Here is a 26,229-nt window from a genome sequence, read left to right as displayed (position 1 = left end):
AACCAGGTGCCCGGGCGCTGACGCGAACCGACTGATACCGAACGATGATCAGCCGTTTGGCGCGAGCCTACGGGCACAAACGCGAGGACACGACGCGGTTCCGTCTGGCGCCCGGGCTGCCCTAAAACCCAAGTGTCCAACCAACTTGAGTGAATTCCGCCGGTCGTCAATCATGTTGCGATTGTTTCGCCGGGGCTGCCTGGGGGGCGTCGACGTGGGACCGGATAACCGTTCATAATCTCAAAAACGCACCCCGGACGCTTGTTTCTACCCGAGAACCAGACCGTGGCGGGGGCTTTGTACCGGCTCGAAATTAGCATCGAGTCTGTCTTCGCCATCGGTTTCTCCCCAGTTCACGTCCTCCCGTTCAAATCGTTGCACGAATTCTATGAACTCCTTTTTCATGTGGCGGACTTCGCTTCGACGTCACTGGTTTGCCGCTGCGTTTTCCTTCGTCACTGTCATTGCCATCGCGGTGGCTGTGGTGTTGTACGCCCCGCGGCAGTACCGTTCCGTTTCCAAGCTGCTGCTGCGCGTCGGCTACGAAAGCGCGACGTTGGACCCCACCATGTCGGTCGTCGGGAACCCCGACGCCCCCGTCAAGACTCGCGAAGACGAGGTCGAAACGACGTTGGATGTGATGCACAGTCGGACGATCATGGAGGATGTGGTCGAGCGTCTTGGCCCCGACTTGATCCTTGACGAGAAACTCCCCAGCGCCGGCGGTGCGTCTGAAGAACCATCGAAAAATCGTCTGGCAACATGGATCGGCTCGTTGAAGACCTGGGTCAGCAACATCGATCCGATCAGTACCGAAGAGCGAGCGATCCGGGCGTTGGAGCAGTCGATGGATATTTCGGCGTCAGAGAAATCGAGCTTGGTCAAGGTTGAATTCAAATCAACGAACCCTCAGGTCGCTCAGACGATCGTCTCCAATTGGGTCGATGCCTACTTGGCCCATCATGCACAAGTCAACCGCACGCGCGGCACCTACGCTTTCTTTCGGGAACAGGACGCGGAACTGAAGCAGCAACTTGATGAGGTTCAGAGCAAAATCCGAGACGCCAAGAACGCGGCCGGATTTGCCACCCTGGATGGCCGCCAAAAACAATTGGAAACCCAACTCGAAAAAGTTTCCAGCGAACTGTTCAAAGTCGAAGCGGATCTGGTCGAATTTGGGATGCGCGCGGAAACCTATGCCGACCTATTGGCCAACTCGGTCGCTCGCACCGTGACGGAACAAACCAGCGGACTTGAACGGAAGGCGCACAATGACATGAGGACGACCCTGTTCCAATTGGAAGTGCTTGAAAACGAGTACGCGGCGAAATTCAAAACGGGCCACCCCAAGCTGACTTCGATTCGCGAACAACTCGAGAAAGCTCGCGAGATCGTTGACGCTCAGGACTCGGAATTGACTGAGTCACGGGAAGTGATCAACCCGACGCACCAACAACTGTTCGCCAGCCAGATCGTGGACCTGGCTTCGGAAAAGTCGCTTTTGGAACGCAGAAAAAAACTGCAAGAACAACGGGGCTTCCTGCTCACCGAAATCAACGCGCTGAATGAACATGAACAACAGCTATCCAAACTGCAGCGCAACGCCTTGGTTCTGGAGGAACGATACAAGTTGCATTCGGTGATGCTTGAACAGGCGCGGTTGAACGAGGAATTGGAATCACACCGGATCACCAGTATCAATGTGTCCCAGCCGGCGACCCTGGAGGAACGGCCTGTCTCGCCGAACAAGCCGCTGTGTGCGATGGCCGGGCTGATCGCTGCGTTCGGCTTGGCGATGGGGGTTCCCGTTTTGCTGGATTTTCGATCGTACCTGCCGATCGAACCGGTGCCCCATTCGTTCGATCCTGAATCCGCGGCACTGTGGGAGGAATCATCGTCTGACTTGGCCGAGACGCCGGATCGCGTCAGTCCGTCGGTACCGATCCGGATCGACAAAGGGGAAGTCGTCAGGCGTGAGACCGAGGCTGAAGCTTCCGTGGCCACGCGTCCACGTTGATCATCGTCCCCTTGGAAAGTCATGTTTCGATCAGACGCCTACTTGCACCGCATCACGACGTTCGGGGTTTGGGCATTACCGATCCTGACGTTCACGATCCCGAGTCGTCTGGAACCGTCCACTGTCGCATCGCTTGATGCGCTCGCGATCGTCAAATTGCTGATTTTGCTGGTCGTCTTCTTTGGCGGCTCGGCTGCCCTCCTCGCCCGGCTTGGCGACGCGAAGACGGCGTCCGTCTTGCGGCCACTGTTGCCGTTCTACCTGTATTTCGCCTGGGCGATGTTGAGTGTGCTGTGGACGCCGCGGCCGGCCGTTTCGATCGGGCAAGCCGGCGGGCTGGCGAGTCTGCTAGTGCTGGCGTCGCTGATCGCGTTGGTGGCAACCCGGCAAGACCGCACCGAATCACTGTTGCGGATGCTCGGACAAATGCTGCTGGCGTTCAGCATCTTTGTGATCGCCGTTCAACTTTTGGTTCCGGACCTTTCCGGATTGAATCGACGCATGATGATGGGCGGCAACTCGGGAATCGTTCACCCGACAGCGGCAGGTGCCAACGCGTCAATCGGCTTGTTGATCTGCGTGCTCTGCCTGTTTGTCGGAAAATACAGGTGGGCGCTGCGTGCGGCGCTGGTCGGCGGCCTGGTTCATGGGACCGTCTTGTTTTATGCCAGTAGCCGGATGGCGTTGTTGATGGCGGCGGTGACCGTCGGCCTGGTGCTTTTTCTCTACGCTGACAACCTGGTTCGTGCCGCAACGATCAGCCTGTTCGCGGTGCTGTTATTGGTGATCGTGCTGGTCGATCCGTCGTTCGGCTCAGTCCTGGATTCCAAGAGTTCGACCGTTCAGTACATCACGCGTGGTCAATCCGCCCGACAATTGACCAAGGTGTCGGGCCGTGAAGAAATGTGGACGAAAGTTTGGCGGGAGTACAGCAAATCCAAATGGATCGGGCACGGCTACTTCATCACCAGCGAAGAGGGGAAACTTGAAGTCTGGTCGCAGAAATCCAATCACACGGCGCACAATATCTATCTTCAAATCCTGGTGTCGACCGGAGTCATCGGGCTGCTGTTGTTCCTCGCGGCGATCAGCAACCTGGTTGTCAAATTCAGCCGCTTGTTCCGAGGCGATCGTTCGATGCAAAACTTAGCCGTCACACTTGCGGTGGTCGCCATTTGGTACCTCGGCTGGTCGCTCCTGTGTGTTTCCTTCATGGGTCCGGTGCGATCCGAATCCGTCGTCTTCTTTGCCTTGATCGGGATCGCAATGGGCCGGCTACCGAGTCTTGCCGGGGAAACAAGAAAAACAAGCCGACAGGCTAGAACGCCCCTTTTGACCTGAGCGTTCTCTCGGCCACACTGGCGGTGTCCAGGACCTCTGCCTTCGTGCCCTGGGCGTACTTCAGCAAAAACGGCCGGACGAAACGGGTGTCACCGATCACCAATTCGTCTTCCTGGTGCACTTGGATCTCTTCGGCCGCTCGATGGTCATACACCATCAAGTAGTCCAGGAGGTTCAGTACCCGTATCCCCTGCCCGTCGCGGTCATAGATACACAGGTAGGCGTATCCGTTCTCGCGAAGATGAGCGGTCTTGATGTCTCTGCCCAACGTGTAGGGAACGATTTGAAGGATCCCGCGTTTGACCGCCTGGACGAACTGTTGTCCGGGAATACCGTCCCGCATCAGGTTGATCGCGCCGGTGGTCGTGAACAAGGCACGCGGATAATTCAATTCCTGGTGCTCGGTCACGGCACCGTAGAGCACCTCGTACATCTCCAGATCGGAAAACTCCGGAGCGACTCGCAGCTTGTCGATATAGAACAACAGCCGGTACACCGCCCCCGATTGATCTCGGATGGCGTTGACCCAGCCCACTTTCCCGTCCTTGTTTTCCCCGTCGACGTACAGAGACGACAGCAGGGGATCGGGGCGAATCATCCGACGAACCGCATCGCGACGACTCTCCGCCTTGACGAAACTGCGTGCAGGCGACTGGTAGGCGGGCTTTTCTGACATGGGAAAACGTCCAAAGCGAGGGCACGAAACGTCCTTCGCGGTCAATCGTATCGGCCCTCGCTTCGATCATCAATGTTCGCTCTGTGGAAAAACGATACGCAAACGTCAGGTCGTGGCATCGCAAGTGACGGCCGGCATCGGAAGCGAGACGGGTGCCCGAATTGAAAAAGCGTTGGCGAATCCGCCGAATCGCGTGAAACAGTTCCCGCTGCTGTCCGCTGGGATTCCTATCAACGGAAACTTCACCAGCCCCCTTCAGTCACGGAAACTCGAACCATGCTTAGAACATTGACCTTTTGCCTCGCTCTGGCAGGATTTTGCGGCGTCGCCAACGCAGGCGTGTTCGCCTTTGACGACGGCCCGACTCGCGTCGTCATCATTGACGGGACCTCGGCCAATGACCAGTGCGAAATCAAGTTTCGCGACGACGAAGAAAACGATGCCATCGAGTCCGGTCGAGTCGACGTGGAATTCAATGGCCAGGAGTATGAATTTGAAGCCGTGGCCGGTCCTTACACCCGACTGTATGTCGTGTTTCGTGGCTGGAACGGAAGCGACACGTTGGTCGCGAAGGACGTCGCACTCGATTTCCCCGAATTTTTCTACATCTATTTTGAAGGCGGAAATCATCACGACAATTTCGACAACCAGACCGACATCGACAGCACAGCACGCGGCGGCTACGGCGAAGATATCTTGCTCGGAGGAGGCGGAAACGATGACCTGGCTGGCGGACGAGATTTCGACATCTTGATGGGCGGCGACGGCGATGACGACATGAGTGACTACGGCGACGGAATTCGTGACGAAATGTACGGCGGCGACGGTGCCGACTACTTCGGACGAATCGTCTACCAACGCAACCCTGGCTCGCGACGCTACACCCTGATCAGCGGAAACCGATTCATGGATTACAACGGCAACGAGGGTGACAGCTACGACTTCCAGCTTCAATGATCCCTTCTGATTGGTAAACGCCAACGGCAGACGCACCCCTGCGTCTGCCGTTTTTTGCGTTCGGATCCCTCATCAAGGACTTGAAACCTGCAACGCCGGCGAGCCAATCAAGACAAAGCCGCTCCCCATTGATCATTACGATTTTTCTGCAAAAACTGCTCGACGCGAGGCAGTTTGTCGGGACCACGAAAGTGCAAGAAGTGGGCCAGTTCGGCCCTGAAATTGGGCACTTGATCATGCTGATTCCAACGCCACGACAGGGGCGTCGGGGTCAAACCGGTTTGCTTGACCATCACGCAAAAGTAAACCTGGTCGGCAAAACGCGTTTCTTCGATGCGGGTTCCGAGCGATTGAATCGCATCGGCGATCGTCCTCACGTAGTCGCGTGAGATCAGGATCACGCCGCTGTTGTACATGTCCGGAACAGTGAAATCGTCGGCGATTTCGTCGTGAATGCGTTGCAAGAAACGTGGCGCCACCCAACCGGACGGCTTCATTGCGATCTTGGAAAACGGGACCTCAAACAAACTCGGCGCCCCCCGTCGCACCAGGATATCGCTGTCCAGGATCGCGATCCGGTCATAATCGGAGTCGCACAGTTCAACCAACGCTTCCCAATAGGCGAAAACAGGACGACGATACGTCTGGCTTCGCGTCATCACACGAAACGCGGCCCGATGCGTCTCGGCATAGCGACGCATCCGAGGAATCGTGTGCTTTGCGACCTCGTCTTCGCCGATGCTGACGGTCAGAAGCAGATCGCGTGTCACGGGCGTTCGGTTGGTTCGGAGGGCGGGTCAGTTCTACAACCAGGCAATCAGACGGAGTGATTTGAAGTATATTCTCTGCTTCGAGCGTACCTTTCAACAAGTACGGTGTGGAGACGAAGATGAATTCCAAAAGAGGCAACCATTCCGGCCGCCCCTACTCGTGGGCTGAGGTGCGTCGCCAATTTCGACTCGCGCCCGATCTGGTCCACCTCGCCCCGATGCTGTTTGCCTCGCATCCGCGCCCCGTGCGTCGCGCCCTGTCCAGATACCGAAGAATCCTGGATCGCAACCCGAAGCGGGCGCACGACGATTTGGAAATCAATGACGTTCACGTTCTTTGCCGAGTGGCATCGTATTTCGGCTGCTCGCCGAATCAGATCGCCCTGACCGACAGCACGACGATGGGGCTGGGACTGGTGCTGACCGGTTTAGATCTCCACGAAAACGACGAGATCCTTCAAAGCAAGCATGGACATTATTCGTCGGATGCATCCGTCGGCTACGCGTCGGATCGCTACCATGCCAAGCGTGTCGAAAGAGCGCTGTACGATCACGATGCTCCGATGGATGCCTGTGCGGACGTGATGGTGAGCCAATTGCTTTCCGGTGTCAGCGATGCCACCCGCGTGGTCGTGGTCACCTGGGTGCATTCATCAACAGGTGTCAAGCTGCCGCTGTCCATGATCGCTGAGCGCATCGCCGATCTGAATCAGGACCGCAACGCCGAGCAAAAGATTCTGTTGATCGTCGATGGCGTCCACGCGTTGGGCGTTGAAGATTTCAACCTCCAGGAAGGAAGTTGCGACTTTTTCATCGCCGGCTGCCACAAAACACTGTGCGGTCCACGCGGAACCGGCATCATCTGGGGCAGCGAAGCGGGCTGGAAACGAGTCCGCCCCACGATCCCGCCGTTCGGAGCGGAACGTATCGAATGTTGGCGCAAGGGACTCGTCGATTCTGCGGCCATCGGAAGACGGATGACACCGGGCGGCTACCACAGTTATGAACACCGTTGGGCGCTCGCCGATGCCTTTGATTTCCAACTCGCCATCGGCAAACAACGCATCCAGCGTCGGATCCACCGTTTGGCGCGGTTTTGTAAACGGAAACTCGCGGAGATGCCGCATGTTCAATTGCTGACTCCGATGTCCCAAGATTTATCATCTGGAATCGTTTGTTTCAACGTCAACGGTTGGGATCCCAACGAGCTCGAAACCGAACTGTGTCGCAACGGTGTGATTGCAAGTGCCAGCCCCTACGATAACCCCTGCATGCGATTCTCGTTCGGCCTGTACACCAACCGCCGCGACATTCGGGCGGGACTTTCCGTCATCGAATCGCTCGGTTGAAGAACCGTTGGAGCAGCCAGTTTGACGATTCATCGCATTGACGTGGTCTACCACGAGAATCTGGACCAAATCCTGCACGGCTTTGAACTGCATGAGCCGAGCCCTGGTACGGAGATCGGCTCCAATAGCATCCGTCTGGACGGTTGGGCGTTAGCCCGACGCGGCAAGGTTCGCCGTCTTCAGTTGATGCATGGCGGCGTCCCTTGGAAATCCATCCCCGTCACACTTCACAACGCGACCGCCGCGAGTCGACACGCGAACGTTCGAGGCACGTCGACGTGCGGTTTTCGTTGCAGTTTCGGAACCTTGGGCCTGCCGCCCACGTTTCGAATTGACGTATTCGCGGTCTTGCAAAACGGTCGCCGTGTGCCCTGCGCCACGATTTGCGGCGAGCGAGATCCCCTGCGTTCTGCCTACACCCCCAAGCTTTCTCCACTCACGATCACGTCGCTCGCCAGGACGGGAACCACGCGGGCGATGCAGACGCTTCAGCAGCACCCTTCGATCGTGCTCGACGCCCAATACCCGTTTGAAGCACGTCCGGCCGGGTACTGGTTTCACATGTTGAAAATCCTCGCCGAACCGTCACATGGCAAGAACACCTTCGAATCCGATCTGGGCGTTTTACCGCCGTGCCCGTTCAACAGCGAAGTCATCTCCAATCGGCCGACCCTCGGCAACTGGTTCGGAAACGCCTACATCGACCGTACCGCTGCGTTTGCCCTGGAGAATATCGACGAACTCTACAGCGAAATCGCAGCGATCAACAACAAATCGTCTGACGTCAGGTATTTTGCTGAAAAATCACTTCCGTGCCACCTTCAATGGATCGCCCGCGAACTGTACCCAAACGCCAAGGAGATCATCTTGATTCGCGATTTTCGCGACATGGTCTGTTCGATGATCGCGTTCAACCACAAACGCGGCTTCGCAACGTTTGGTCGTGAGAACGTGGAAAGTGACGCGGAATTCATCCGCATGAAACGGCACGACGTTGCCCGCCTGTTGGGTGTCGCCGAAGCCCGGAAAGAACAGTGTTTGTGCGTACGATATGAAGACCTTGTGCTGCAACCCGAATCCACGTTGACGCGGATCTTCGACTACCTGCAGATCGGCAGCGACTCGGCCACCGTCGCGGGCGTCATCGAAGCACACCGGTTGATCTGCCAAGACTTGGACTTTCACCGGACGACGGCCGACGAGCGCGCCTCGGTGGGACGATGGAAAACCGATCTCCCACAAAAATTACGCGTGCTTTGCGACGACGTCTTTGGCGAACTGTTGCACGAAGCCGGATACGAGGTGTAAACCGAGTGGGAGAGGCTTCCGGCCTGTCGACACCGGGATGGTTCGTTGGAAACCTATCCCCTGGCAAGATCCGACACGTGTTTTCCATTCGATCCTTCGTCCGTCAAAAGCTTCTCAATTTCGCCCAGAAGCGATGAGGCGCGATGTTGATAAAGATGCCCCTGCAACACAATCTCCTGGGCTTGCCGGACTTTCTGTTGTCTCTCCGCATCCGACTCGATCGCTTCTTCAAAGACTTCGCCAAAGCTTTCGATGTCATCAAACAGATAGATCGCGTCGCCGAAAAGTTGCTCCACCTCGTCTCGGCGGTTGCTGATCAAGGCGGGCCGTCCCAACCCGGCGACCTCGTACACCCTCGGGCTGGCCGACTGTGGCTGCTTCTCCCCTGCATCGCGAAAAACATTCAGCACCAGTTTGCTCTGGCTGTACAGACTCCACTTCTGTTCGGCAGACACGGTGCCGGGAATGACACGCACGTACTCCAGATCCTGGAGCCCATCCCGCATCGTCGGGAAATGCCCATAAATATCAAACCGATGTTCGTTCAGTTCGCAGTACATCGCAATCTGCCGGATCCATTCCCAGCGGTCTTCGAAAACGGTACCCACGAAGACGAGCTCGCGCACCCACGGGTCATGGTCCAACGCCGGCGGAAACAGCGTCGCCGTCGGTAGATAGGCCGCCTTGCCGTTGGCGCAGGACAATTCGTTTGTAAACCGGATCGAATAACAATCTCGCATTCCGATGTCTTCATAAGGATCGTCCGTGGCGATCAAGATGGTCGGCATGCCGCGTCGGGTCAGCGATTCGACGACCCAGTTGCGCGTCTCGCGGAAGTACATCCCACTGATGAAGACGACGGCGTGGACGCCATTTCGGATGTCCATCGCTTTGCCAATCAGATCACTGCCGAGCAAATTGGGACTGAGTAACTCCAAGATGGAAAACGTCGGATAGGGCAACACATTCGCCCCCGCCTCGGTCAGTCCCTCCAGATAGCCCTCCCAAACATCTCGCGTCGAAAACGGGGCTGCGTCGGCGACCAACATGATCGTTCCGTCTTGGAAGCTCATTCCGCCGTCGTCAGTCATTGCCACAAAAATAACCCGTGTAAAGTGAAAACTCTTCGTTGTGCTTGGCAATTTCCATGTAGCTGAATTCGGCACCGAGCAGAATCCCCACTTCGCGCTGTCGCGCCTGACGGATCCGACCGATGCGGCGCCGGTTCTCGCGCAAACGATCCGCCAAGCGGTTGATGCGTGCCGTGAATTCTGCGGTGCCAAGAACGGATCGTTCGTCAGGGATCGTCTGGACGCGTTCGCGTTTGAGCTGAAGCTCGGCTCGCCGGACGCGGATCCGTGCCGATTGAAGCCGAGTCGTGGCCAATCGATCCGACAAGTCCACCAAGGGCTGCATGGCCGTTCGTCGTGCTCGGTTCTGTTTTTTCTTGCTCATGCTGCACACTCTCGCAGGAAGAAATAAAGTCGAACAATAGATTAGCGGAAAGTCGCGGCCGCGTTGCGATGTGAAACCCCAAAAAAATAAACGAGGTTTCGTGTAGTTTGGCGGTGCAGGGGCTCAGAGGCGTCCTGCCGAATATCGGTGAAGCAATCGCTCGGCGTTTTGCAGTGCATCCTGCAACTCCCGAGTCGGCTCGTCGCTGTTTCTCATCCATTCGGTCCACTGGGTCGCTTGTTGGATTAACTCCTCGGCGGCACGTTCGTCCCCGCTTTGACGCCTCAGTTCAGCCAGATCAAGGGAAACCCGAATGCTCGCCAAGATCAACGAAGGTTCCTCGGGGACGATCCGGCTGAGTTGGTGATAAAACTCGAGTGCGGCGATGAAATGAAGGATTGCGGATTCATTGTTGTTGATGGACTTGGCCAGTGAACCGGCGGTAACATGCTGGGACGCAAAGTTTCTCAGTCGATTCTTCTCCAGCGTGACCGGGTCCGCTTGATTCCAGCTCTGCAATCCGATCTCAAAGTGTTCCAGGGCGTCGTCGTGTTTTCCCAATCGCATCAGGATTTGGGCGTACCGCGTATGAATTCCGCCCTTGGCGTCTCGGTGGCCGCGGCGATGGGGGTAATCGCGAACGACTTCATCGATGAACCCCGCCGCCGCTCGGAAATGCGCCGCGGCAGCGACATCGTCGTTCTCCGCTTCGCAGATCTGCCCCAACGAGCGGTGGCTGGCCGCCAAATCACGACGCAACGAAAACGTCTGATTGGGCGATGGAAACTGAACGACCGTCGAAGGATGAAATCGATACGCGTCGGCAGCCACGCGTTGCAGTGCCAGGCGTTGCTCCAAAAGATCCTCGTGAATCTGTCGTGACCTTTCGAAGTCGCCTTGCCGCAAAAGCATGTCGGCCAATTGATGTTTGTTCCAAATCAGCGACATCGTCACCACGATCGCTTCGGGGCGATTCTCGCTCACCTCGCCGAGTAGTTCGATCGCCCGCAGGTATTCTTGTTCGGCACGTTCGGGTTCGGCTCTGGCAAGGCACATCCGCGCCCGCAAGTTGTGCGATTTTGCCAACGCAAAACGCCGTCCCTGCTCCGCCGGGATCGCCGCGCTGTCAATTTCGATCGCGCGTTCAATGGCGTCTTCACAAACGTCCCACTGAGGGTCTCCCTCGACGGGCATCTGCACAATCGTTCTGGCGACACTCCGATAGCTTTCGGCCAACTCTTCACTGGTTCGCGCCTCGCTCGAAGCGGCCAGCGCGGTTTCAAACTGTTCGATCGCCGACTGAAACGCAGCCAGCGCAGCGGCCGGATTCTCCAACGACTCGTGCAGGTATCCCATGCGAGTCCGGATGCGCGCATTTTCGATCAAGCTGTCGGAATCATCACCGTTGGTGTCGACGAGCTGTTCGTAGAGTTTCAACGCCTCCTGAAGCAGCTCTTGCTGGATGGCGATGAACTCCGGCTCCTCCCGCTCGATCACGCGGCTCAGCATCACTTCCACCGCTTCGATGGTCTTGTCAAAGTTTGCGGTCCGGCGTTCTAGGTGACGCAATGCCGTCTTTTGGTTGTGATCGGCGCGGATCCACAAGCTGGTGATGGCGACCAAACTGACCACAATCAGCACGGTGATTGCGGTCGCCAGTGAGGAAACCACTGGATAGCGTGCGCACAGCCGCATCGCCCGCTCCACCCGTGTGACCGGCCGCGCGTGGATCGGCTTTTTCTGCATCCAGAGTTCGAGATCGGTCGCCAGGTCTTTGGCACTCTGGTAACGCCTTGCGGGAGATTTCTGCAGACACTTCAGACAGATTGTTTCCAAATCCCGGGGAATGGCTGGCCGCAACGAACGGGGACTGGGAGGGTCGACATAGATCACTTTCTGAATCACTGCCTGGCGGTCGCCGCGAAACGGCAATTCCGACGTCAACATCTGAAACAGAATCACCCCCAGGGAATAAAGATCGCTTCGAGCGTCGGCGGTATGCGAGTCACCGCGTGCCTGTTCCGGCGGCATGTAGGTCGGCGTCCCCAACACGCTGCCTTGCGTTGAAAGTGTCGCGTGGGCCAGTTCCCGCTTGGCCAAGCCGAAATCGGTGACGTGTGGTTCGCCGTCCTGATCGATCAGGATGTTGGACGGTTTCAAATCGCGGTGGATGACGCCCCGGCAATGTGCATAGTGGATGGCATCGGCCAACTTGGCACACATTTCAGCGACCTGCTTGACCGTCAGGGAGGACGAGACGATCAATTTGGACAGCGTCACCCCTTCGATCAATTCACTGGCGATCAGCGCACGGTCGCCGTAAAAATGAACTTCGTGAATGGTGACGATGTTCGGATGCTGGAACTGCGCCGCCGCTCGCGCTTCGCGTTCGACCATCTTTCGATTGAAACGATAACTGACGTCATCACGCGCGATTTTGAGCGCGACGAAACGATCCAAAACCGTGTCGTAGGCTTTCCAAACTTGTCCGTAGCCTCCGATTCCGAGCAACTGCAGCATACGGAACTTGCCGATGGTACTCGGCTCGGCCGCCGCTTCCACCGATTCCGCCGTCCCCGTCGACGGAGTGTCCAGATGGTCGTTGATCGTCACGCCCGCCAAGGTCCGGTCAAAGAAAGACAACGCCTGCAGCTCAGATCCACCCTCCTGGTCACTCATCAGGACTTGCGTTTCGCCCGACTCCAGCCGCCGTTCGGCTTCCAGAAGCCCTTCGATTTCCCGTCGGATATCCTCTGGCAGACCGGACGATTCGAGCAATTCAATCTGGCTTCGTCGATCAAGACGAACCGCTTCTGAGAATAGCTCTTCGATCCTTTCATCGCGTTGCTCTGGCGTCATCGTCTCAAACCAAGGTGGACGTTGGAGTTCAGCACAGGCGTCTGACCGGCCGCGTGTCGCGAGTATACGATTGTAACAAATCCCTCCCCCATGATTGAACCGAACTGGAGCAGCGTCAATTGCCGGACGAGCGGTTGACGATCAATTGGTCCAAACGCGGACCGATCGCATCGAGGGGAAGCACCGAATCGACCGCACCGGCTTCGATGGCGGCACGCGGCATCCCAAACACCACGCACGATGCTTCGTCCTGGGCGATCGTCACGCCGCCGGCCTGGTGAATGTTCATCAATCCCTCAACACCATCGTTGCCCATCCCGGTCAAAATCACGCCCACCGCATCGCAGCCGAACGCCTCAGCCACGGTCTCGAACAGATGGGTGCCGGCGGGGCGGAAGCCGCCGATCGGAGCCGCGTCGGAGAGTCGAATGCGTGATTGACTGACGCCGAGATGTCGATCCTGGGGCGCAAAGTAGACCGTCGCAGGCAACAACGGCTGATGGTCCTTGGCGATCTTCACGTCCAGCGGAATGACTTCGTCCAACCAGTTCGCAAAACCATCCATGAATCCGTCGGCGATATGTTGGACGATCAATATCGGCACCGGGATATCGGTCGGTAGCGCACCGAGAATCTTGACGAGCGCCGGCGGCCCGCCGGTCGAAGCGGCGATCGCGATCACGCGGATCCGGTGCGGTTTCGACAGATAGTCCGGTGGGGACACCGCGTGAACCTGATCGGCCTGATTGGGCATCAGATGTCGCCGCCGCCGAATGACAAAGACACCTGCCATGGCTTTGACGACTCGGACCACCTCCTTTGCACGGGCGTCGTATTCCGGGGATGACGGTCCGACCGGTTTGAGCAACAGGTTCACCGCTCCCACTCGCAGCGTCTCCATCGCCGTCTCGACTTCGGCGGCTCGATCGGCCCCGGAAATAATCACGATCGGCGTGGGTTCCTCGATCATGATTTCACGGGTTGCGACAAACCCGTCCATGACCGGCATGTTCAAATCCATCGTGACCACATCGGGTTTCAACTTTTTGACCTGTGCCACCCCTTCGCGTCCGTTCCTGGCAAAACCGACCACCTCCAGGTCCGGATCGGAGCCCAAAATGGTTGCCAGCACCTCGCGCGCCGTCGGCGAGTCATCGACGATCAAGACCCTCGGCATGCTCTGCGGCTTCCTAGATAAGTTGGGCAACGGTTTCGAGCAGATGCTGTTGCTCGAAATTTCCTTTCACGATGTAGGCGTTCGCGCCGGCCTGAACGCCCCGCTGTTTGTCGGCATCGGAGCCTCGTGCGGTGACCAGCACGACCGGCAAATCCGCCGCCGATTCCAAACCGCGCAGCGCCGCGGTCAACTCGAATCCGTCCATCCTCGGCATATCCACGTCGGTGACAAGAATGTCAAACGTTTTTTCCTGAATCAGCTCCCACGCTTGTTGCCCATCGGCGGCCGTCGTGACCTCATAGCCGGCCGATTCCAGGATATTTCGCAACAGCACCCGTGTCGTGACCGAGTCTTCGGCCAACAGCAGCGTCCTGCCGTGCGTCTCCGGCCCGGCGACACTTTGTTTACCCGAACTCATCGACGTCCGCGATGCCGCCAACTGATCCAGTTTCAGCCCCAATGCCGTTCGAACCACGTTGGCCGCGTTGATGACCAACGCGATCTTGCCCGTCGGCAACAACGTACAGCCCGAAAAATGCCGCAGCCGACGCACTCGCGATCCTAGATTCTTGACCAACACCTCTTGCTCGGACAAGACCTCATCCACAACCACGGCGACGGACTGGTCGGCGACATGCAACACGATGGCGAGCCCCTTGGCTGCGCTCCCCGGCAGCGGTCCCTTCGAAGGTAAACGCAACGTCTGCGCCAGCGAAGCGACCACCATGGGAGCCTCGCCAAGAAGCAGGGAATCACGGCCGGCCGAGGAGCGGAGGTCGGCGGGGCTGAAACGCACCAGACGCTGAATCGCTGAAGTGGGAATGGCGTACGTCTGGTCGGCGACCTTGACCATCATCGAACGAATCGTGGTCAATGTCAGCGGAACGTTCAGCGTAAAGCGGGTTCCCCGACCGGGCTTGAACGACACATCGACCGATCCGTGCAAGGATTCGACTTGGCTTTGCACGACATCCAAACCGACACCGCGACCGGAAATGTCGGTGATCAGCTTCGCGGTCGAAAAACCGGGGGCAAAGATCAAGCGAGCTTGTTCTCTCGGATCGTCGGGAACCTCGATGTCTCGTTTTCGAGCGATCTCGCAAATGCGTCGCAAATCCAGTCCGCCGCCGTCGTCTTCGACGCGCACCTGAACTTGCCCGCCGCGCAGTTCCGCCGAAACCGTAATCGTTGCCCGCTCCGGTTTGCCCGTTTCTTTACGCTGCGCCGGGGACTCGACTCCGTGATCGGCGGAATTTCGCACCAAGTGCAAAAGCGGATCCTTCAACCCCTCCAACACCGATCGATCGACTTCCACCTCGGCGCCGACAATTTTTAAATCGATCTTTTTGTTGCCGCCGGTCGCGATGTCACGCACGGCCCGTTGCAGCCCGCCGCAGGCATCCGAAAACGGCAACATTCGCACGTTGTAGACTTCGTCATCCAACAGCCCACAGGTTTGCTGAAGCAGACGGTTATCCGATTCGATCGCACTGGCCAGCGCGTCCAGTCGCGACGAAAGTGCGTTCAATCGACTGGCGGTGTGCTCAATGACCGCAGCAATCCGACGGGGATTGGTGACGTCGCGATCGTCAAACGTCCGCTCGCCCAAATCACGCATCACCTGTTCGTTCTCACGCCAGGTTCCCCGCAGTTCCGCAGCCATATCACGCACCGCGGCGGCGTCCTTGGCGCGAAATGCCAACCGCCCGCGGGCGACAAGCAATTCGCCGCTGTGGGAAAGCAATGCATCGAGTTTCTCCGCGGGCACTCGAATCGACGCGCCCGAGTCGGCTTTCACTCGCTTGGTCGGCGGAGTCTTTCCATCGGTCTTCTCGCCCGAACCGACCTCTGCCGGAGGCTGGAACGCGACCGGCGCCGGCGTTGCCTCCACCACCGGCTTGGGGGAGGCCGGCTTGGGGGAGGCCGGCTTGGGGGAGGCCGGCTTGGGCGAGGCCGGCTTGGTTTGGGCGGCATCGGCATCAGGCGTCGAACGCTCAACGGCCGCCGCCGGCTCCGCCGATCCCGACAGCAATTCATCGATTCTTGAGGTCCGTGATTCAATCTCGCCCAGATCCAACTCGCGGCCCGATTGGAGCTGGTTTCCTGAGTCCCGAATCACATCGACCGCTTCCAGCATTGCGGTTGCCGTGCCTGTGGAATATTCCGTTGTGCCTGCGCGGATCGATTCCAATTCGTCTTCCAATCGATGACACAAGGCTTGAACCGGAACGAGTTTGACCACGCCCGCAGCGCCTTTCAGACTGTGCGCCGAACGAAACAGGCTCGTCAAAAGTTCGCCCCGTTCGTCAGGATCCGTCACACTTTCCATCGCAATCGCATCCCGGCTGAGACTCGCACAGCGGTCTTCCAATTCTTCCAGGAAGACGGGAAGCAATGCCGCGTTGATGGGGGGCATTTTGGGCGCCGCATCGCGTTCGGTTTCCTGCGGTTCCGCCTCGCGGTTCGGCGGACTTTCGTCAAACTCAAATTCTTCGTCGTCATCGAACATGTCATCGTCTTCGTCGACCGAATCTGCCACCACCGCATCACGCGCGGCCGTGTTTGCGGGGGCGACGTCGGTCGTTGCCGCGTCGCTGCCGGTGACTTGTTCGGCCAGTCGCTCCAATTGAGGCAACATGTCGGTCAACGGAGCGTCTTCGATCCCTTGCTCGGCGCGAATCCGCATGCCGATCTCTTCAATCGCATCAACCACCTTCAACAAAATCGACGTTGTTTCTTGAGACAACGTCTGATCGGAGTCGCGATAGTACTCGAAAATGTCTTCCAGCCGATGACAGGCGACATGGATCGGTTCGACGTGAACCACCGCCGAAGCCCCCTTGAGACTGTGGGCGGCGCGAAAGATCGACGTCCAAGCCTCAGCCTTTTCGTCGGCCGAAAGGTTGTTCTCCAAGGCCAACAGATCTCGTCCCAGGCTACTCACATGCACGTGCAGTTCATCCAGGAACGTGGCCATCAGTTGCTGCACGAGTTGATCACGGTTCATCGGGTCGATTTTCCATGGGGTTTAGCGGTCGGTCAGTGACGCCAATTCGTCACTCAGCGCGGCCAGGTTTCGGGCGGCATCTTCGATGTGACCGATCGCTTCGACGCTCTGTCTGGTGACCGTATCAATGTTGCGGATACCGTGATTCAACTGTCCCACGGCGGCGGCCTGCTGATTGGCGGTCGCCGAAATCTGTGACGCCGTTTGCGCGGACTGGGCCAACGTCGTTGCCAGCGAATGGATGGTGCCGCCGGCTTGGCCGATGACTTCATTGGCATCGTGCACCGTACGCGTTCCCTGTTCGGTGGACAGCACCGCGGCGTTGGTGGCTTGTTGAATCTCGCCCAGGATCACTCGAACCTGGGCGGTGGCCCGCTTGGATTCTTGAGCCAACGACTTGACTTCGGCGGCGACAACCGCGAACCCCTTTCCGTGTTCTCCGGCGCGGGAAGCTTCGACCGAGGCGTTGAGTGCCAGAACGTTGGTTTGTTCGGCGATCTCACTGACCGTCGCAGTGATTTCACCGATCGCGGTGGCGCGTTCGGCCAACGACAACATGCTATCGGCAATCGATTCGACCTGCAGCTTGACCTTGTCCATGGCCTGGACCGAATCTTCGATGGCGCGGAGCCCGACGTTGCCGATTTCATCGGTGTGCCGAGCCGATTTGGCGACGTCATCGGCCCGCAGCGCCGCTTGTGCCGCGGACTGCGCGATTTCATCCGCTGTCGCCACGACTTCGGCCACCGTTGCCGCTTGCTCCTGTGTCCCGGCGGACTGCTGACTGGTGGTCGCTAGGATCTGCTGGGTGGCCACGGCCAAACGATGGACGGCGTTCTGAATGGCTTGGAACAGTTTGACCCGTTCGGCTTCGGCCTGCTTGCGCGCGGTGATGTCTTGGATCAGCCCGATGAAGACGGTTTCGTCGTGGCGTTTCAATTCCGAGACACGCAGCGAGATCGCGAACATCGATCCGTCTTTGCGGACCGCATCGAGTTCACGGTCATGTCCGATGATTCGGGCCTCGCCGGTAGCAAAGTAGCGACGCAGATAGTCGTCGTGTTGTTCGCGATGCGGTGAGGGCGTTAACATCGAAACGTTGTTTCCGATCACCTCATCGGCTCGATAGCCGAACAAGGCTTCGGCGGCCAAGTTGAACGACGTGACGATTCCTGACGAATCGATCGTCACCAGACCGTCGGCCGTCGCATTGAAGAGCGCCTTGGTTCGAGCCTGTTGATCAGAAGCCTCGCGAATCATCGCGTTCAGTTTTTCCGTCATCGAACGGAATGACGACTCCAGCTTCCCCGCCTCCCCCAAACCGTTCGAGACGGCGATTTCAGTCTCCAAATTGCCGGCCGCGATTTGGTCGGCCGATGCTAACAATGCCGACAGGGAAGCGGTCAGTTTTCTGGCGATAAAGAAAACCAGCAGCAAAGCGGCGAGAGTAACGACCGATCCGATCACCACATAGGTCGTTGCCAATTCATTGATGCTCGCCAGCGACGTTTCGCTGTATTCGCTCAAGGCCACAAACCAGAATCGACCGGTGTCCTCCGGTGCGTTGTAGAACATCCGTCGATAGGTCGCCACCATTCCGCGGCCGTCCGGTCGCTCGGCGGTGTCGACGAATTCGGCGTACGTGTCAAATTCCCGATCGTAGGCTCCCGCGGTATCGCGACGCGTCAGACGTTCCGCACGGACGGGGCGGACCTCAGTGAAGGCCGATGGGCTGAACAGCGGAAACGCGTCGCCACCACTGGAGTAGAGAAACTGCATCGACTCGTCCGCGATTTCGATTTTCAGGCGATCGAGTTCACGGTCGGTGTCCATTTTTGAAGGGTTAAACGCGACGGCTTTTCCCAGCAGCCGCCGGCCATCGACGGTGATGATAAAAATGCCCTTGAGCGTCTGCCCGCTGCGGCCCGCCCCCGCGGAAAAGAAGGGCGTGCAGAAGTGAACCGCCACCTTCCCCGACCGATCTTGTATCATCGGCGAAACATGCACCTGCCCCTGCTTCAACCCGGCCGCCGACAAGAAATAGTCTTCCGATGCGATCGCAGCGAGCCCTTCGGTGATCAGCACCGATGACGTTGCCTGCTTGTCCACCGCCATCACGCCTTCGCCGTCGGCGTTATACACCGCACAGCGAATCCGCTCGGGATAAAACGCCATTTGCGCCGATACGATTTGTCCCAGGCGGGTGATCCAAAGTTCGGTGGTCGACCCCGATTGGACAGGATCCTTTCCGGGGTTGATCTCGTTTTCCCAACACCTGACGATTCCGGGAATCGGTGGAAACGTGGGGATCGTCAGCGTGTCCGCCCGGGTCTGGTCGACGACGCTCATGATCTGATTGGCGACCGCGTCGGTTTCCGCCCGCATCTTGTCCAACGTCATGTCCGTCACAACGTCACGGCTGCGGTTGAACGCGATCCAGCCCATCGCCGCCATCGAGATGACAATCGCAATCGCCGTCAACGCGCTAAACTGCCAACGTAGAGAGATCGATTGAAATCGTTCGGACCAGCTCATGCCGAAATCCTCGATCGAAGGGGGATGGTCAATCAAGGTTGATCGTTCTGATCAATGTAAATTCGGTCGCATCGAAGCAACGCGTCGCCGTCTAGTATCATCACCGCGTCGGCGGTGCAGCCGACCAACAGATCGACGACACTTCCCAATCCGCCGCTCGGTTCACGGATATCTTGTTTACGAATGGTGGTCACGTGCTCCAGTTCATCCACCAGAATCGCGCACTCGGGTTTTTCCGTCCCCAGCACCAGCACCTGAGAATCGCGTTGTGTTTGGCCGGAAAGCCCCAAGAAACATCCCAAATCGATGATGGCCGTGATCTCGCCACGCAGATTCGTCAGCCCCAAGAAAAAGTCGTCGGTATCGGGAATCGGCGTGATCGACTGCGGTCGCATGAGCGCCAGGACGAATCGAGTTTCGATTGCGGCTTCTTCGCTGCCGAGTCGAAAGCGAACCACCTCGATCAACTCACTCGTATCGATCACGCGTTCGGGGACGCGGGCGAGTTGCCGCGACCGCTCGGCCATCAGCAACTTGATCTGCGATTCGGACAGGTTTTCCGCGCTGCGGAGAGACTCTTGTGCACGCGATAGACGCGTCTTGATGCCTTGCCAGTCGAATGATTCCCTGGGCGATCCTTCGTTGATGATCATGGATCTCGCCTCGATTCGATTCGTGACAGTTGTGACTGAGCCGCCACAGCGATATCGGCTACCGTCTCGCCATTGGACATCGGCAAGACATCGTTCGGATTCCCGAGGGCGCACAGTTCACAAACCCGACGAAAGTGTTTGCGTGCAGAGACATATTGTCCCTGCCGGCGTTGGATGGACGCAAATAGAAAATGCGACATCACCGAAGATCGGTTCAGAAAAATCGCCTTTCGTATCGATTCGAGCGCCATCAGCGGCTGATCCGCATCAACCAGCAAGACTCCATGGAGATAATGAAGCTCTTCCACCAACGGATGCCGCACGGTGGCCGTGCGGCAGATCTCAAGCGCCCGGCTCGGATCCGTCGCGGCGACCAATTTGATCTGCGCCAGGCAGGCATCGGAATCGTCCGCCAGTTCCAGCAATAAACTCGCCCCACCGGAATCGTCGCCGGCGTTCGAGGTCGTGAGCGAGGCAACCTGTTTCGCCACCGGGTGCGAGGGCGGCGGGAAGGGCGTTTTAGCGGGCAGTGATTCGGCGGGCAGTGATTCGGTCGCCCGATGGCGGGCATCGAAGTCGTTCGAGGCCGGGGAACGGGATCGCCCCGTGGCCGCCGTTTTCGCCGCCGATTCGGCATTCAGGGGACGGCGATAGAACACACCGTGATCGCACGCAACGACCTCGTAGCCGGCATGTTCGACGAGCCGCGGATCGCCCGAAGCGGTGATCAACCATCCGCCGGGCGCCAGACACTCGAACAAGCGGCGACTGATCTCGCGAACCGTCTCGGCCCCGAAATAGATCAGCACATTGCGACACAGAATGAGATCCATGTTGCATGTTCCGTTGGCCGAAGAAGGATACGTGTTGGTCGCTAAATTCAACCGCTGAAATTGAACGCGTCGTTTGATACGCTGCGACAGGGTGAAGTGATCCCCGGACTCGGTCACGAAGGGGCGGACCGCATCGGAAGCTTGACCACGAAATGACCAGGGCCGGAACACGGCTCGCTGCGCCTTTTCGATCGCGGCGGTGGAAAGGTCCGTGGCCAGAATCGTCGACCGGGTGTGTTCTTGAGTGAACACGATCGCCAAGGAATAGGCCTCTTCGCCCGTGGCACATCCCGCCGACCAAGCGCGGATCGGCTCGTGATGCCCCGAACGCACGCGGAAATCAGGAATGACCTTCTGGCGGACGAACTCAAAGTGCTGATGCTCGCGAAAGAAATAGGTTTCGCCAACGGTCAATTGATCGATCGTGTCGGAGAGCAACTGGGGATTCCGTCCCAAACCGTAGCGAAACTCCGCGAACCCCTCGACGGCTACTGTTTTCATCAGCCGCCGAATCGTCGTCATCGTGTGCCGATGTTGGTCTTCGCGGAACTTGAGCCCGGTGTGTTTCGTCAACCAATCCAACAGGTGTCGAAACTCGGACTCGTTTTCCGCACCACTCATCAGCCGTTCGCCTCCCTCGTCGGTGCGGACGAGACGATGGACGCCAACTCCGCCCGGTCATCGGCACTCAACAAATCCCAGGGATTGAGCAACTGAACAAACCCGAGTGTGGTCTTGGCCAGTTGCCCGGTCGGCCCGGAATCCTCCTCCGCTTCGTCGGTCGCATCGGACTGCAGCATCGCGAGATCGACCGCACGATCGGCGTGCAAGGCATAGCACAATGCACCGTCGCGAATGATCACCAGATGGTCCGTGTGACGAACCGGCATCGCCGCCAATCGCAAGCACTTGCGGGTGTCCAGCACCGGAACCACCTCGCCGCGAAGATTGATGATCCCCATCACGGTTTCAGGGACACGGGGCAACGACAGCGGTGTCACCGCGCGGACGACTTCGACCACCAAATCGGCGGAAACGCCAAGTTGACGCTCATCGATCTCGAATACGAGGATGTTCTTCGCCACATTGACCTCGATCTAGACGCAGACGCCGGCCGTCAGCGGGATTCTCCTAAGGAGCGAAAAGACGCAGCCGATATTCTACTGGGAACCGAACAAGAGCGTGTCCATCCCGTGTGCGAAGCGGCGAAACAAGCACAACGTACGACAGCCGCCTGCTTACAAGGTGCACATTTCGACGTTGTCGAAGTTTCGTCCGTAGTACTGCATGTAGTTGACTTTTCGCTCGATCGCCTCGATCACATGCGCCGAAAAGTTGACTTTTTCGAACTGTTGAGCGCTGCCCAGCCCGCCGGGGCTGAACACGTTGATTTCCATCAATTTGTCACCGACGATGTCCAAACCGACCAGGAACATGCCGTCTTGAACCAACTTGGGACGCACAATCTCGGCAATCCGAAGCGCGATGTGGTCGATTTCGGCGGCCGCCTTCTGGCCCCCGGCATGAATGTTGCTTCGCATGTCGCCACCACTGCGGACGCGTCGAAACGCAGCGTACTTTCCTTTGACGCGGAGCGGTCGACCGTTCATCACAAACAACCGTGTATCCCCCTGTTCGGCCGCGGGCAGAAACTCCTGGGCAATCACAAAACCGTCTCGGCTGACCGCATCAATCATCTGGTTCAGGTTCGGAATGTCTTCCGGACGCACCAAGAAAACGCTCGCGCCGCCGGAACCCTGCAGCGGTTTGATGACGATCTTTCCCTCTTCCTTGGCGAACTGTTTGATGTCGTCGCGGTCACGGGTGATCAGCGTTTTCGGCCGCACCTCTTCGGGAAACAATTGGAAATACATCTTGCTCGATGCTTGCGACAGACCGGTCGGATCGCTCAACACGATCACCCCGTGCCGCATCGCGGTCCGGGCAAATTCGCTGGCCGTGGTTGCCGCCCAAGGACGCGACAAATAATCGTCCGAGGGCACGTTGCGCAGCATCAACACATCCAGCTCGTCGACGGTGATGCGGCTACGAACGGCCTTCTTGCCTTGCAGGTCCGCCGTGTAGGTCTCCGAGTTGCTATAGCGTTGCTTGGGAACCGAGCTGGCCCGAGCGCGAATCATGCCGTCGGGGTCGTAGGCCAAATCGCCCACTCCCATCACCCACACTTCATGGCCGAGATTGACCGCCGACTGGCCCAACCGACTGGTCGTGAAATTGCCCGCTTCGGTTGTCACGTCGTTAACGAGGAAGCCGATTCGCATTATCTACCCTTTTCGTTGTCGAGAAGATCAAGGACCGAGGTCCGGGAATGGATGCCGTCGAGTCGCGATTGCGCTTCCGGCGAATCAAGGTATTTGGGTCTCAGTGCGGCCGGCCGCAGGATGCCTCGAAACAGCAGCTCGCGGACGACGGGAACATGTTCGACGGCGATCTTGCCGATCAACAGCGGTTCGACTTCACCACCACCGCCCAAATAGTCCAAGATTTCGACCAGGCCCTGCAGGTACAACGCGTCTTTGGTCAATCCGCCACCACGAAACACTCGCATCGTGATCGTGTAGGCTGTTCGTGGCTCGAATCCGAACCCGTCGACGAGTTGCTCAAAGACGCTCACGAATGTCTCGCCACGTATCATACCGTCAACAGCGATCACACGTGCGGCCAGCGTTCTCAACCGCGCACCACTCAACCCGCCGACCAGGTATTCCGACAGCACCGCCAGTCCCTCTTGCAACGCGTCATAACCTGATAACCCGACCTGCAACAATCGCAGAGGCTGAGTCGCTCCGTTGAAGTAGGTGACCAAATGCGTTCCGACTTCATGTTGCAGCAGCGCGTCGGCGCGTCGTTCCGCGATCCGAGTTTCGCGGCCGATCAACAGCTCCGCGCCGGCCACCATCAACCCCGAAAACATGTCGTCGCGGACACTGGCCTGGGCGAGAAACGCGGGCGATTGGGACCGATAGTATTGGATTTCGGCATTCGCGAGTCGGGCAAACGCGGTTGCGTCGAGCGTCGCCAACTCCCTGGACGCTGAGTCGCGATTGGACAACGTTTGCAAGATCCCAAGCGACAGGTCGCGAAGCTCCGGTTTGACGCCCTCAAACACTTGCAGACTGCCCGGCAAAAACCGATGGGTCCCGATATCGGCGAGCATCGAAATCTGACGGTCCAGTTCTGACTGGGCTTGCCTGAGTACATATGACAACGTCGGATCGGTCACCCGCTCGGTCGGGATCTTCATCAACCGCCGCTTCAGCAGCAGCGGGTCCACATCCAACGGGCGGTATTGAAAGGTCGGTGTTTTGCGGAACCCTGATTCCGAAAACTTGTCCCAGGCCCGCTCGGCATTGATCGGAGTGACCAACAACAGGAATTTGAATTGCCTGCTCAGGTCGGCCAACTGACGATCGATCACCAGCACTTGCTTGGATAAACGACTAACGCCGAGTGAGAAATAGTGCTCCGGACGAACCTCCGTTCGATTGAGCGCAAAGGCAAAAAATCCCTTTTTCAGTGAATGGGACACATCGCGAACAAACGTTGTCGCCACACGATCGTAGACCTCTCCTGATGCCGGGTCGCGATAGACCGGTCGGACCTGCAACCCCAAGACATGGCATCCGATCTTTGTTTCGATCGCTTCGCGAATCAGCGACGTCATTCCGGGCGGATGATTCTGAGCGTGCATGTTGACTTGCACGGCGGCCTTCTTTCGATGCAGACTGATCTGCTGCAACGCAAACTGCAACGTCGCCACGGTGCCTTCGGGTCGATGCGGACGCCGCGTCAGCAATTGAAACTCGGGACGCGGCAACTCGATCTCGCCCGTCGACGGATCGTATTCCGGGCGATCTTCGCCGGCCCAAACTTCGAGGATCAAAAACGAACCGAGCCGCTCGATCGCGGTTTCGGCAATCCGGCGGACCAGACGCGTCAACCCCGCCCGCACCGGAGCCGTCCCGGGAGCGCACAGGAACGACGCCTCGGACATCACCAGCCGCGCCGTTCCTTCATCGCGTCGTCGAGGGTTGCGGCGATAAACACACAGAAACGGCAACAACCGATCCATCTGCAGTATCCCGCCGCCGGGCAACCGCTGGCGAATCCGCTTGTCCTCGGCCAACCGCGCACAAATCCCGTCGATGACGGTATCGGAAATCGCCTCATGGTCCTCACTGACGTCAGACTGCACTCTCTCTGACTGCGACATTACAGCGTGCACATGTCGACGTTGTCAAAGTTTCGTCCGTAGTATTGCATGTAGTTCACTTTGCGTTCCAGCGCCGCGATCACGTATTTGTTGAAATTGATTTTCGTAAACTTCTGGGCGCTGCCCAACCCACCGGGGCTGAACACGTTGATCTCCATCAGTTTGTCGCCGACGATGTCCAAGCCGACCAAGAACATCCCGTCTTGGACCAGTTTGGGACGCACGATCTCGGCGATCTTCAATTCCAATTCACCGATCTCCGCCGCCGCAAGCTTGCCGCCGGCGTGGATGTTGCTGCGCATGTCCCCGCCACTGCGGACACGTCGAAACGCGGCGTATTTCCCTTTCACTTGCAGCGGTCGACCGTTCATGATGAACAACCGCATGTCACCATCAGCTGCCGCCGGCAAATACTCCTGCGCGATCACAAATCCGTCCCGGCTGACGGCGTCGATCATCTGGTTCAAGTTCGGAATGTCGCTCTCGGTGACCAGAAACACACTGGCACCGCCCGAACCCTGCAACGGCTTGAGCACGCAGCGGCCTTCGGACTTCGCGAACTCCTTGATCTCGTCTCGGTCACGGGTGATCAGGGTTCGCGGCCGCACTTCCTCGGGGAACAGCTGAAAGTACATCTTGGTCGAGGCCTTGGACAATCCGTTCGGATCGTTCACCACGATCACGCCGTGCCGCATCGCCACGCGACCGAATTCCGCCGCCGAGGAGGATGCCCAGGGGCGCTTGAGATAGTCATCCGAAGGCACGTTGCGAAGCATCAACACATCCAGATCGTCCACCGTGATACGTGTCTTGACGGACTTTTGCCCTTGTAAATCTTTTAGATACGCTTCGTGGTTGCCGTACTTCTTTTGCGGCACGCTGCGGGCCCGGGCGCGGATCGATTCGTCCGGGTCATAAGCGAAATCCCCCACACCGATGACAAACACCTCGTGGCCTTGATTGACGGCTTCACAGCCCAGACGCGTGGTCGAATAACCCGCCTCTTCGGTCAAAACATCGTTGACTACAAATCCAATTTTCATCGATCCGCCTTTGGG

General features: G+C 58.2%; 19 protein-coding genes. 5 read left to right on the top strand and 14 right to left on the bottom strand.

Features of this window, described 5'->3' with window-relative positions; genetic code table 11:
* Positions 1-388 precede the first annotated feature (388 nt).
* Together NZK35_RS30185 and NZK35_RS30180 are read left to right on the top strand one after the other, a co-directional pair.
* Positions 389-2,017 carry a GumC family protein gene (locus NZK35_RS30185; protein WP_259636256.1) on the top strand — a complete coding sequence of 543 codons (1,629 nt, stop codon included), beginning with the start codon at positions 389-391 and terminating at the stop codon, positions 2,015-2,017.
* 21 nt (positions 2,018-2,038) lie between these two features.
* The gene (locus tag NZK35_RS30180) at positions 2,039-3,358 is read left to right on the top strand and encodes an O-antigen ligase family protein (protein WP_259636255.1); all 1,320 of its coding nucleotides are present in this window, start codon (positions 2,039-2,041) and stop codon (positions 3,356-3,358) included.
* Here NZK35_RS30180 and NZK35_RS30175 read toward each other — a convergent pair.
* A complete protein-coding gene (locus NZK35_RS30175; protein WP_259636254.1) occupies positions 3,336-4,034 on the bottom strand; it encodes a hypothetical protein in 699 nt (232 codons plus the stop codon). The two genes, NZK35_RS30180 and NZK35_RS30175, sit on opposite strands and share 23 nt — an antisense overlap.
* A gap of 276 nt (positions 4,035-4,310) precedes the next feature.
* On the opposite strand from NZK35_RS30175, the gene NZK35_RS30170 reads away from it, so the two are divergent.
* A complete protein-coding gene (locus tag NZK35_RS30170; RefSeq protein WP_259636253.1) occupies positions 4,311-4,991 on the top strand; it encodes a hypothetical protein in 681 nt (226 codons plus the stop codon).
* 107 nt (positions 4,992-5,098) lie between these two features.
* Here the strand turns inward: NZK35_RS30170 and NZK35_RS30165 are convergent, their stop codons facing one another.
* The gene (locus NZK35_RS30165; protein WP_259636252.1) at positions 5,099-5,761 is read right to left on the bottom strand and encodes a glycosyltransferase family protein; all 663 of its coding nucleotides are present in this window, start codon (positions 5,759-5,761) and stop codon (positions 5,099-5,101) included.
* A 119-nt stretch (positions 5,762-5,880) separates the two neighbouring features.
* Here NZK35_RS30165 and NZK35_RS30160 point away from each other — a divergent pair, with 119 nt between their 5' ends.
* Positions 5,881-7,110 carry an aminotransferase class V-fold PLP-dependent enzyme gene (locus NZK35_RS30160; protein WP_259636251.1) on the top strand — a complete coding sequence of 410 codons (1,230 nt, stop codon included), beginning with the start codon at positions 5,881-5,883 and terminating at the stop codon, positions 7,108-7,110.
* A 21-nt stretch (positions 7,111-7,131) separates the two neighbouring features.
* Entirely contained in the window at positions 7,132-8,418 is a 1,287-nt protein-coding gene (locus NZK35_RS30155) for a sulfotransferase family protein (RefSeq protein WP_259636250.1), read from the top strand.
* 53 nt (positions 8,419-8,471) lie between these two features.
* On the opposite strand, the gene NZK35_RS30150 is transcribed toward NZK35_RS30155, so the two are convergent.
* The 12 genes from NZK35_RS30150 to NZK35_RS30095 all read right to left on the bottom strand — a co-directional run bounded on the left by NZK35_RS30150 (position 8,472) and on the right by NZK35_RS30095 (position 26,214).
* Positions 8,472-9,491 carry a glycosyltransferase family protein gene (locus NZK35_RS30150; RefSeq protein ID WP_259636249.1) on the bottom strand — a complete coding sequence of 340 codons (1,020 nt, stop codon included), beginning with the start codon at positions 9,489-9,491 and terminating at the stop codon, positions 8,472-8,474.
* Positions 9,492-9,501: 10 nt separating this feature from the next.
* Complete coding sequence (locus tag NZK35_RS30145) at positions 9,502-9,873, bottom strand: hypothetical protein (protein WP_259636248.1); 372 nt, start codon at positions 9,871-9,873, stop codon at positions 9,502-9,504.
* Between the two features lie 123 nt (positions 9,874-9,996).
* Complete coding sequence (locus NZK35_RS30140) at positions 9,997-12,732, bottom strand: serine/threonine-protein kinase (protein ID WP_259636247.1); 2,736 nt, start codon at positions 12,730-12,732, stop codon at positions 9,997-9,999.
* A 115-nt stretch (positions 12,733-12,847) separates the two neighbouring features.
* Positions 12,848-13,909, bottom strand: a complete 1,062-nt coding sequence (gene cheB / locus NZK35_RS30135) for a chemotaxis-specific protein-glutamate methyltransferase CheB (RefSeq protein WP_259636246.1) — start codon at positions 13,907-13,909, stop codon at positions 12,848-12,850.
* A gap of 13 nt (positions 13,910-13,922) precedes the next feature.
* Positions 13,923-16,916 (bottom strand): hybrid sensor histidine kinase/response regulator, encoded by a 2,994-nt coding sequence (locus NZK35_RS30130; protein WP_259636245.1) that lies wholly within the window; start codon positions 16,914-16,916, stop codon positions 13,923-13,925.
* A 21-nt stretch (positions 16,917-16,937) separates the two neighbouring features.
* Positions 16,938-19,487 (bottom strand): methyl-accepting chemotaxis protein, encoded by a 2,550-nt coding sequence (locus NZK35_RS30125; RefSeq protein ID WP_259636244.1) that lies wholly within the window; start codon positions 19,485-19,487, stop codon positions 16,938-16,940.
* The gene (locus NZK35_RS30120; RefSeq protein ID WP_259636243.1) at positions 19,484-20,104 is read right to left on the bottom strand and encodes a chemotaxis protein CheW; all 621 of its coding nucleotides are present in this window, start codon (positions 20,102-20,104) and stop codon (positions 19,484-19,486) included. Before NZK35_RS30120 ends, NZK35_RS30125 begins: the two co-directional genes overlap by 4 nt.
* A complete protein-coding gene (locus NZK35_RS30115; protein WP_259636242.1) occupies positions 20,101-21,558 on the bottom strand; it encodes a CheR family methyltransferase in 1,458 nt (485 codons plus the stop codon). Before NZK35_RS30115 ends, NZK35_RS30120 begins: the two co-directional genes overlap by 4 nt.
* Positions 21,558-22,022, bottom strand: coding sequence for a chemotaxis protein CheW (locus tag NZK35_RS30110; protein ID WP_259636241.1), 465 nt, complete (start codon positions 22,020-22,022; stop codon positions 21,558-21,560). The genes NZK35_RS30115 and NZK35_RS30110 overlap by 1 nt, the downstream gene beginning before the upstream one ends.
* A 153-nt stretch (positions 22,023-22,175) precedes the next feature.
* Positions 22,176-23,219, bottom strand: a complete 1,044-nt coding sequence (locus tag NZK35_RS30105; RefSeq protein ID WP_259636240.1) for a glutathione synthetase — start codon at positions 23,217-23,219, stop codon at positions 22,176-22,178.
* Positions 23,219-25,153, bottom strand: a complete 1,935-nt coding sequence (locus NZK35_RS30100; protein WP_259636239.1) for a flavohemoglobin expression-modulating QEGLA motif protein — start codon at positions 25,151-25,153, stop codon at positions 23,219-23,221. The genes NZK35_RS30105 and NZK35_RS30100 overlap by 1 nt, the downstream gene beginning before the upstream one ends.
* A gap of 17 nt (positions 25,154-25,170) precedes the next feature.
* Positions 25,171-26,214 carry a glutathione synthetase gene (locus NZK35_RS30095; protein WP_095739415.1) on the bottom strand — a complete coding sequence of 348 codons (1,044 nt, stop codon included), beginning with the start codon at positions 26,212-26,214 and terminating at the stop codon, positions 25,171-25,173.
* Between the last annotated feature and the right edge of the window lie 15 nt (positions 26,215-26,229).

The organism is Stieleria sedimenti, from assembly GCF_025060895.1.
Taxonomy (GTDB): domain Bacteria; phylum Planctomycetota; class Planctomycetia; order Pirellulales; family Pirellulaceae; genus Stieleria; species Stieleria sedimenti.
The sequence above is the reverse complement of the archived record's forward strand: the minus strand, read 5'-3'. Positions and strand labels throughout refer to the sequence as shown.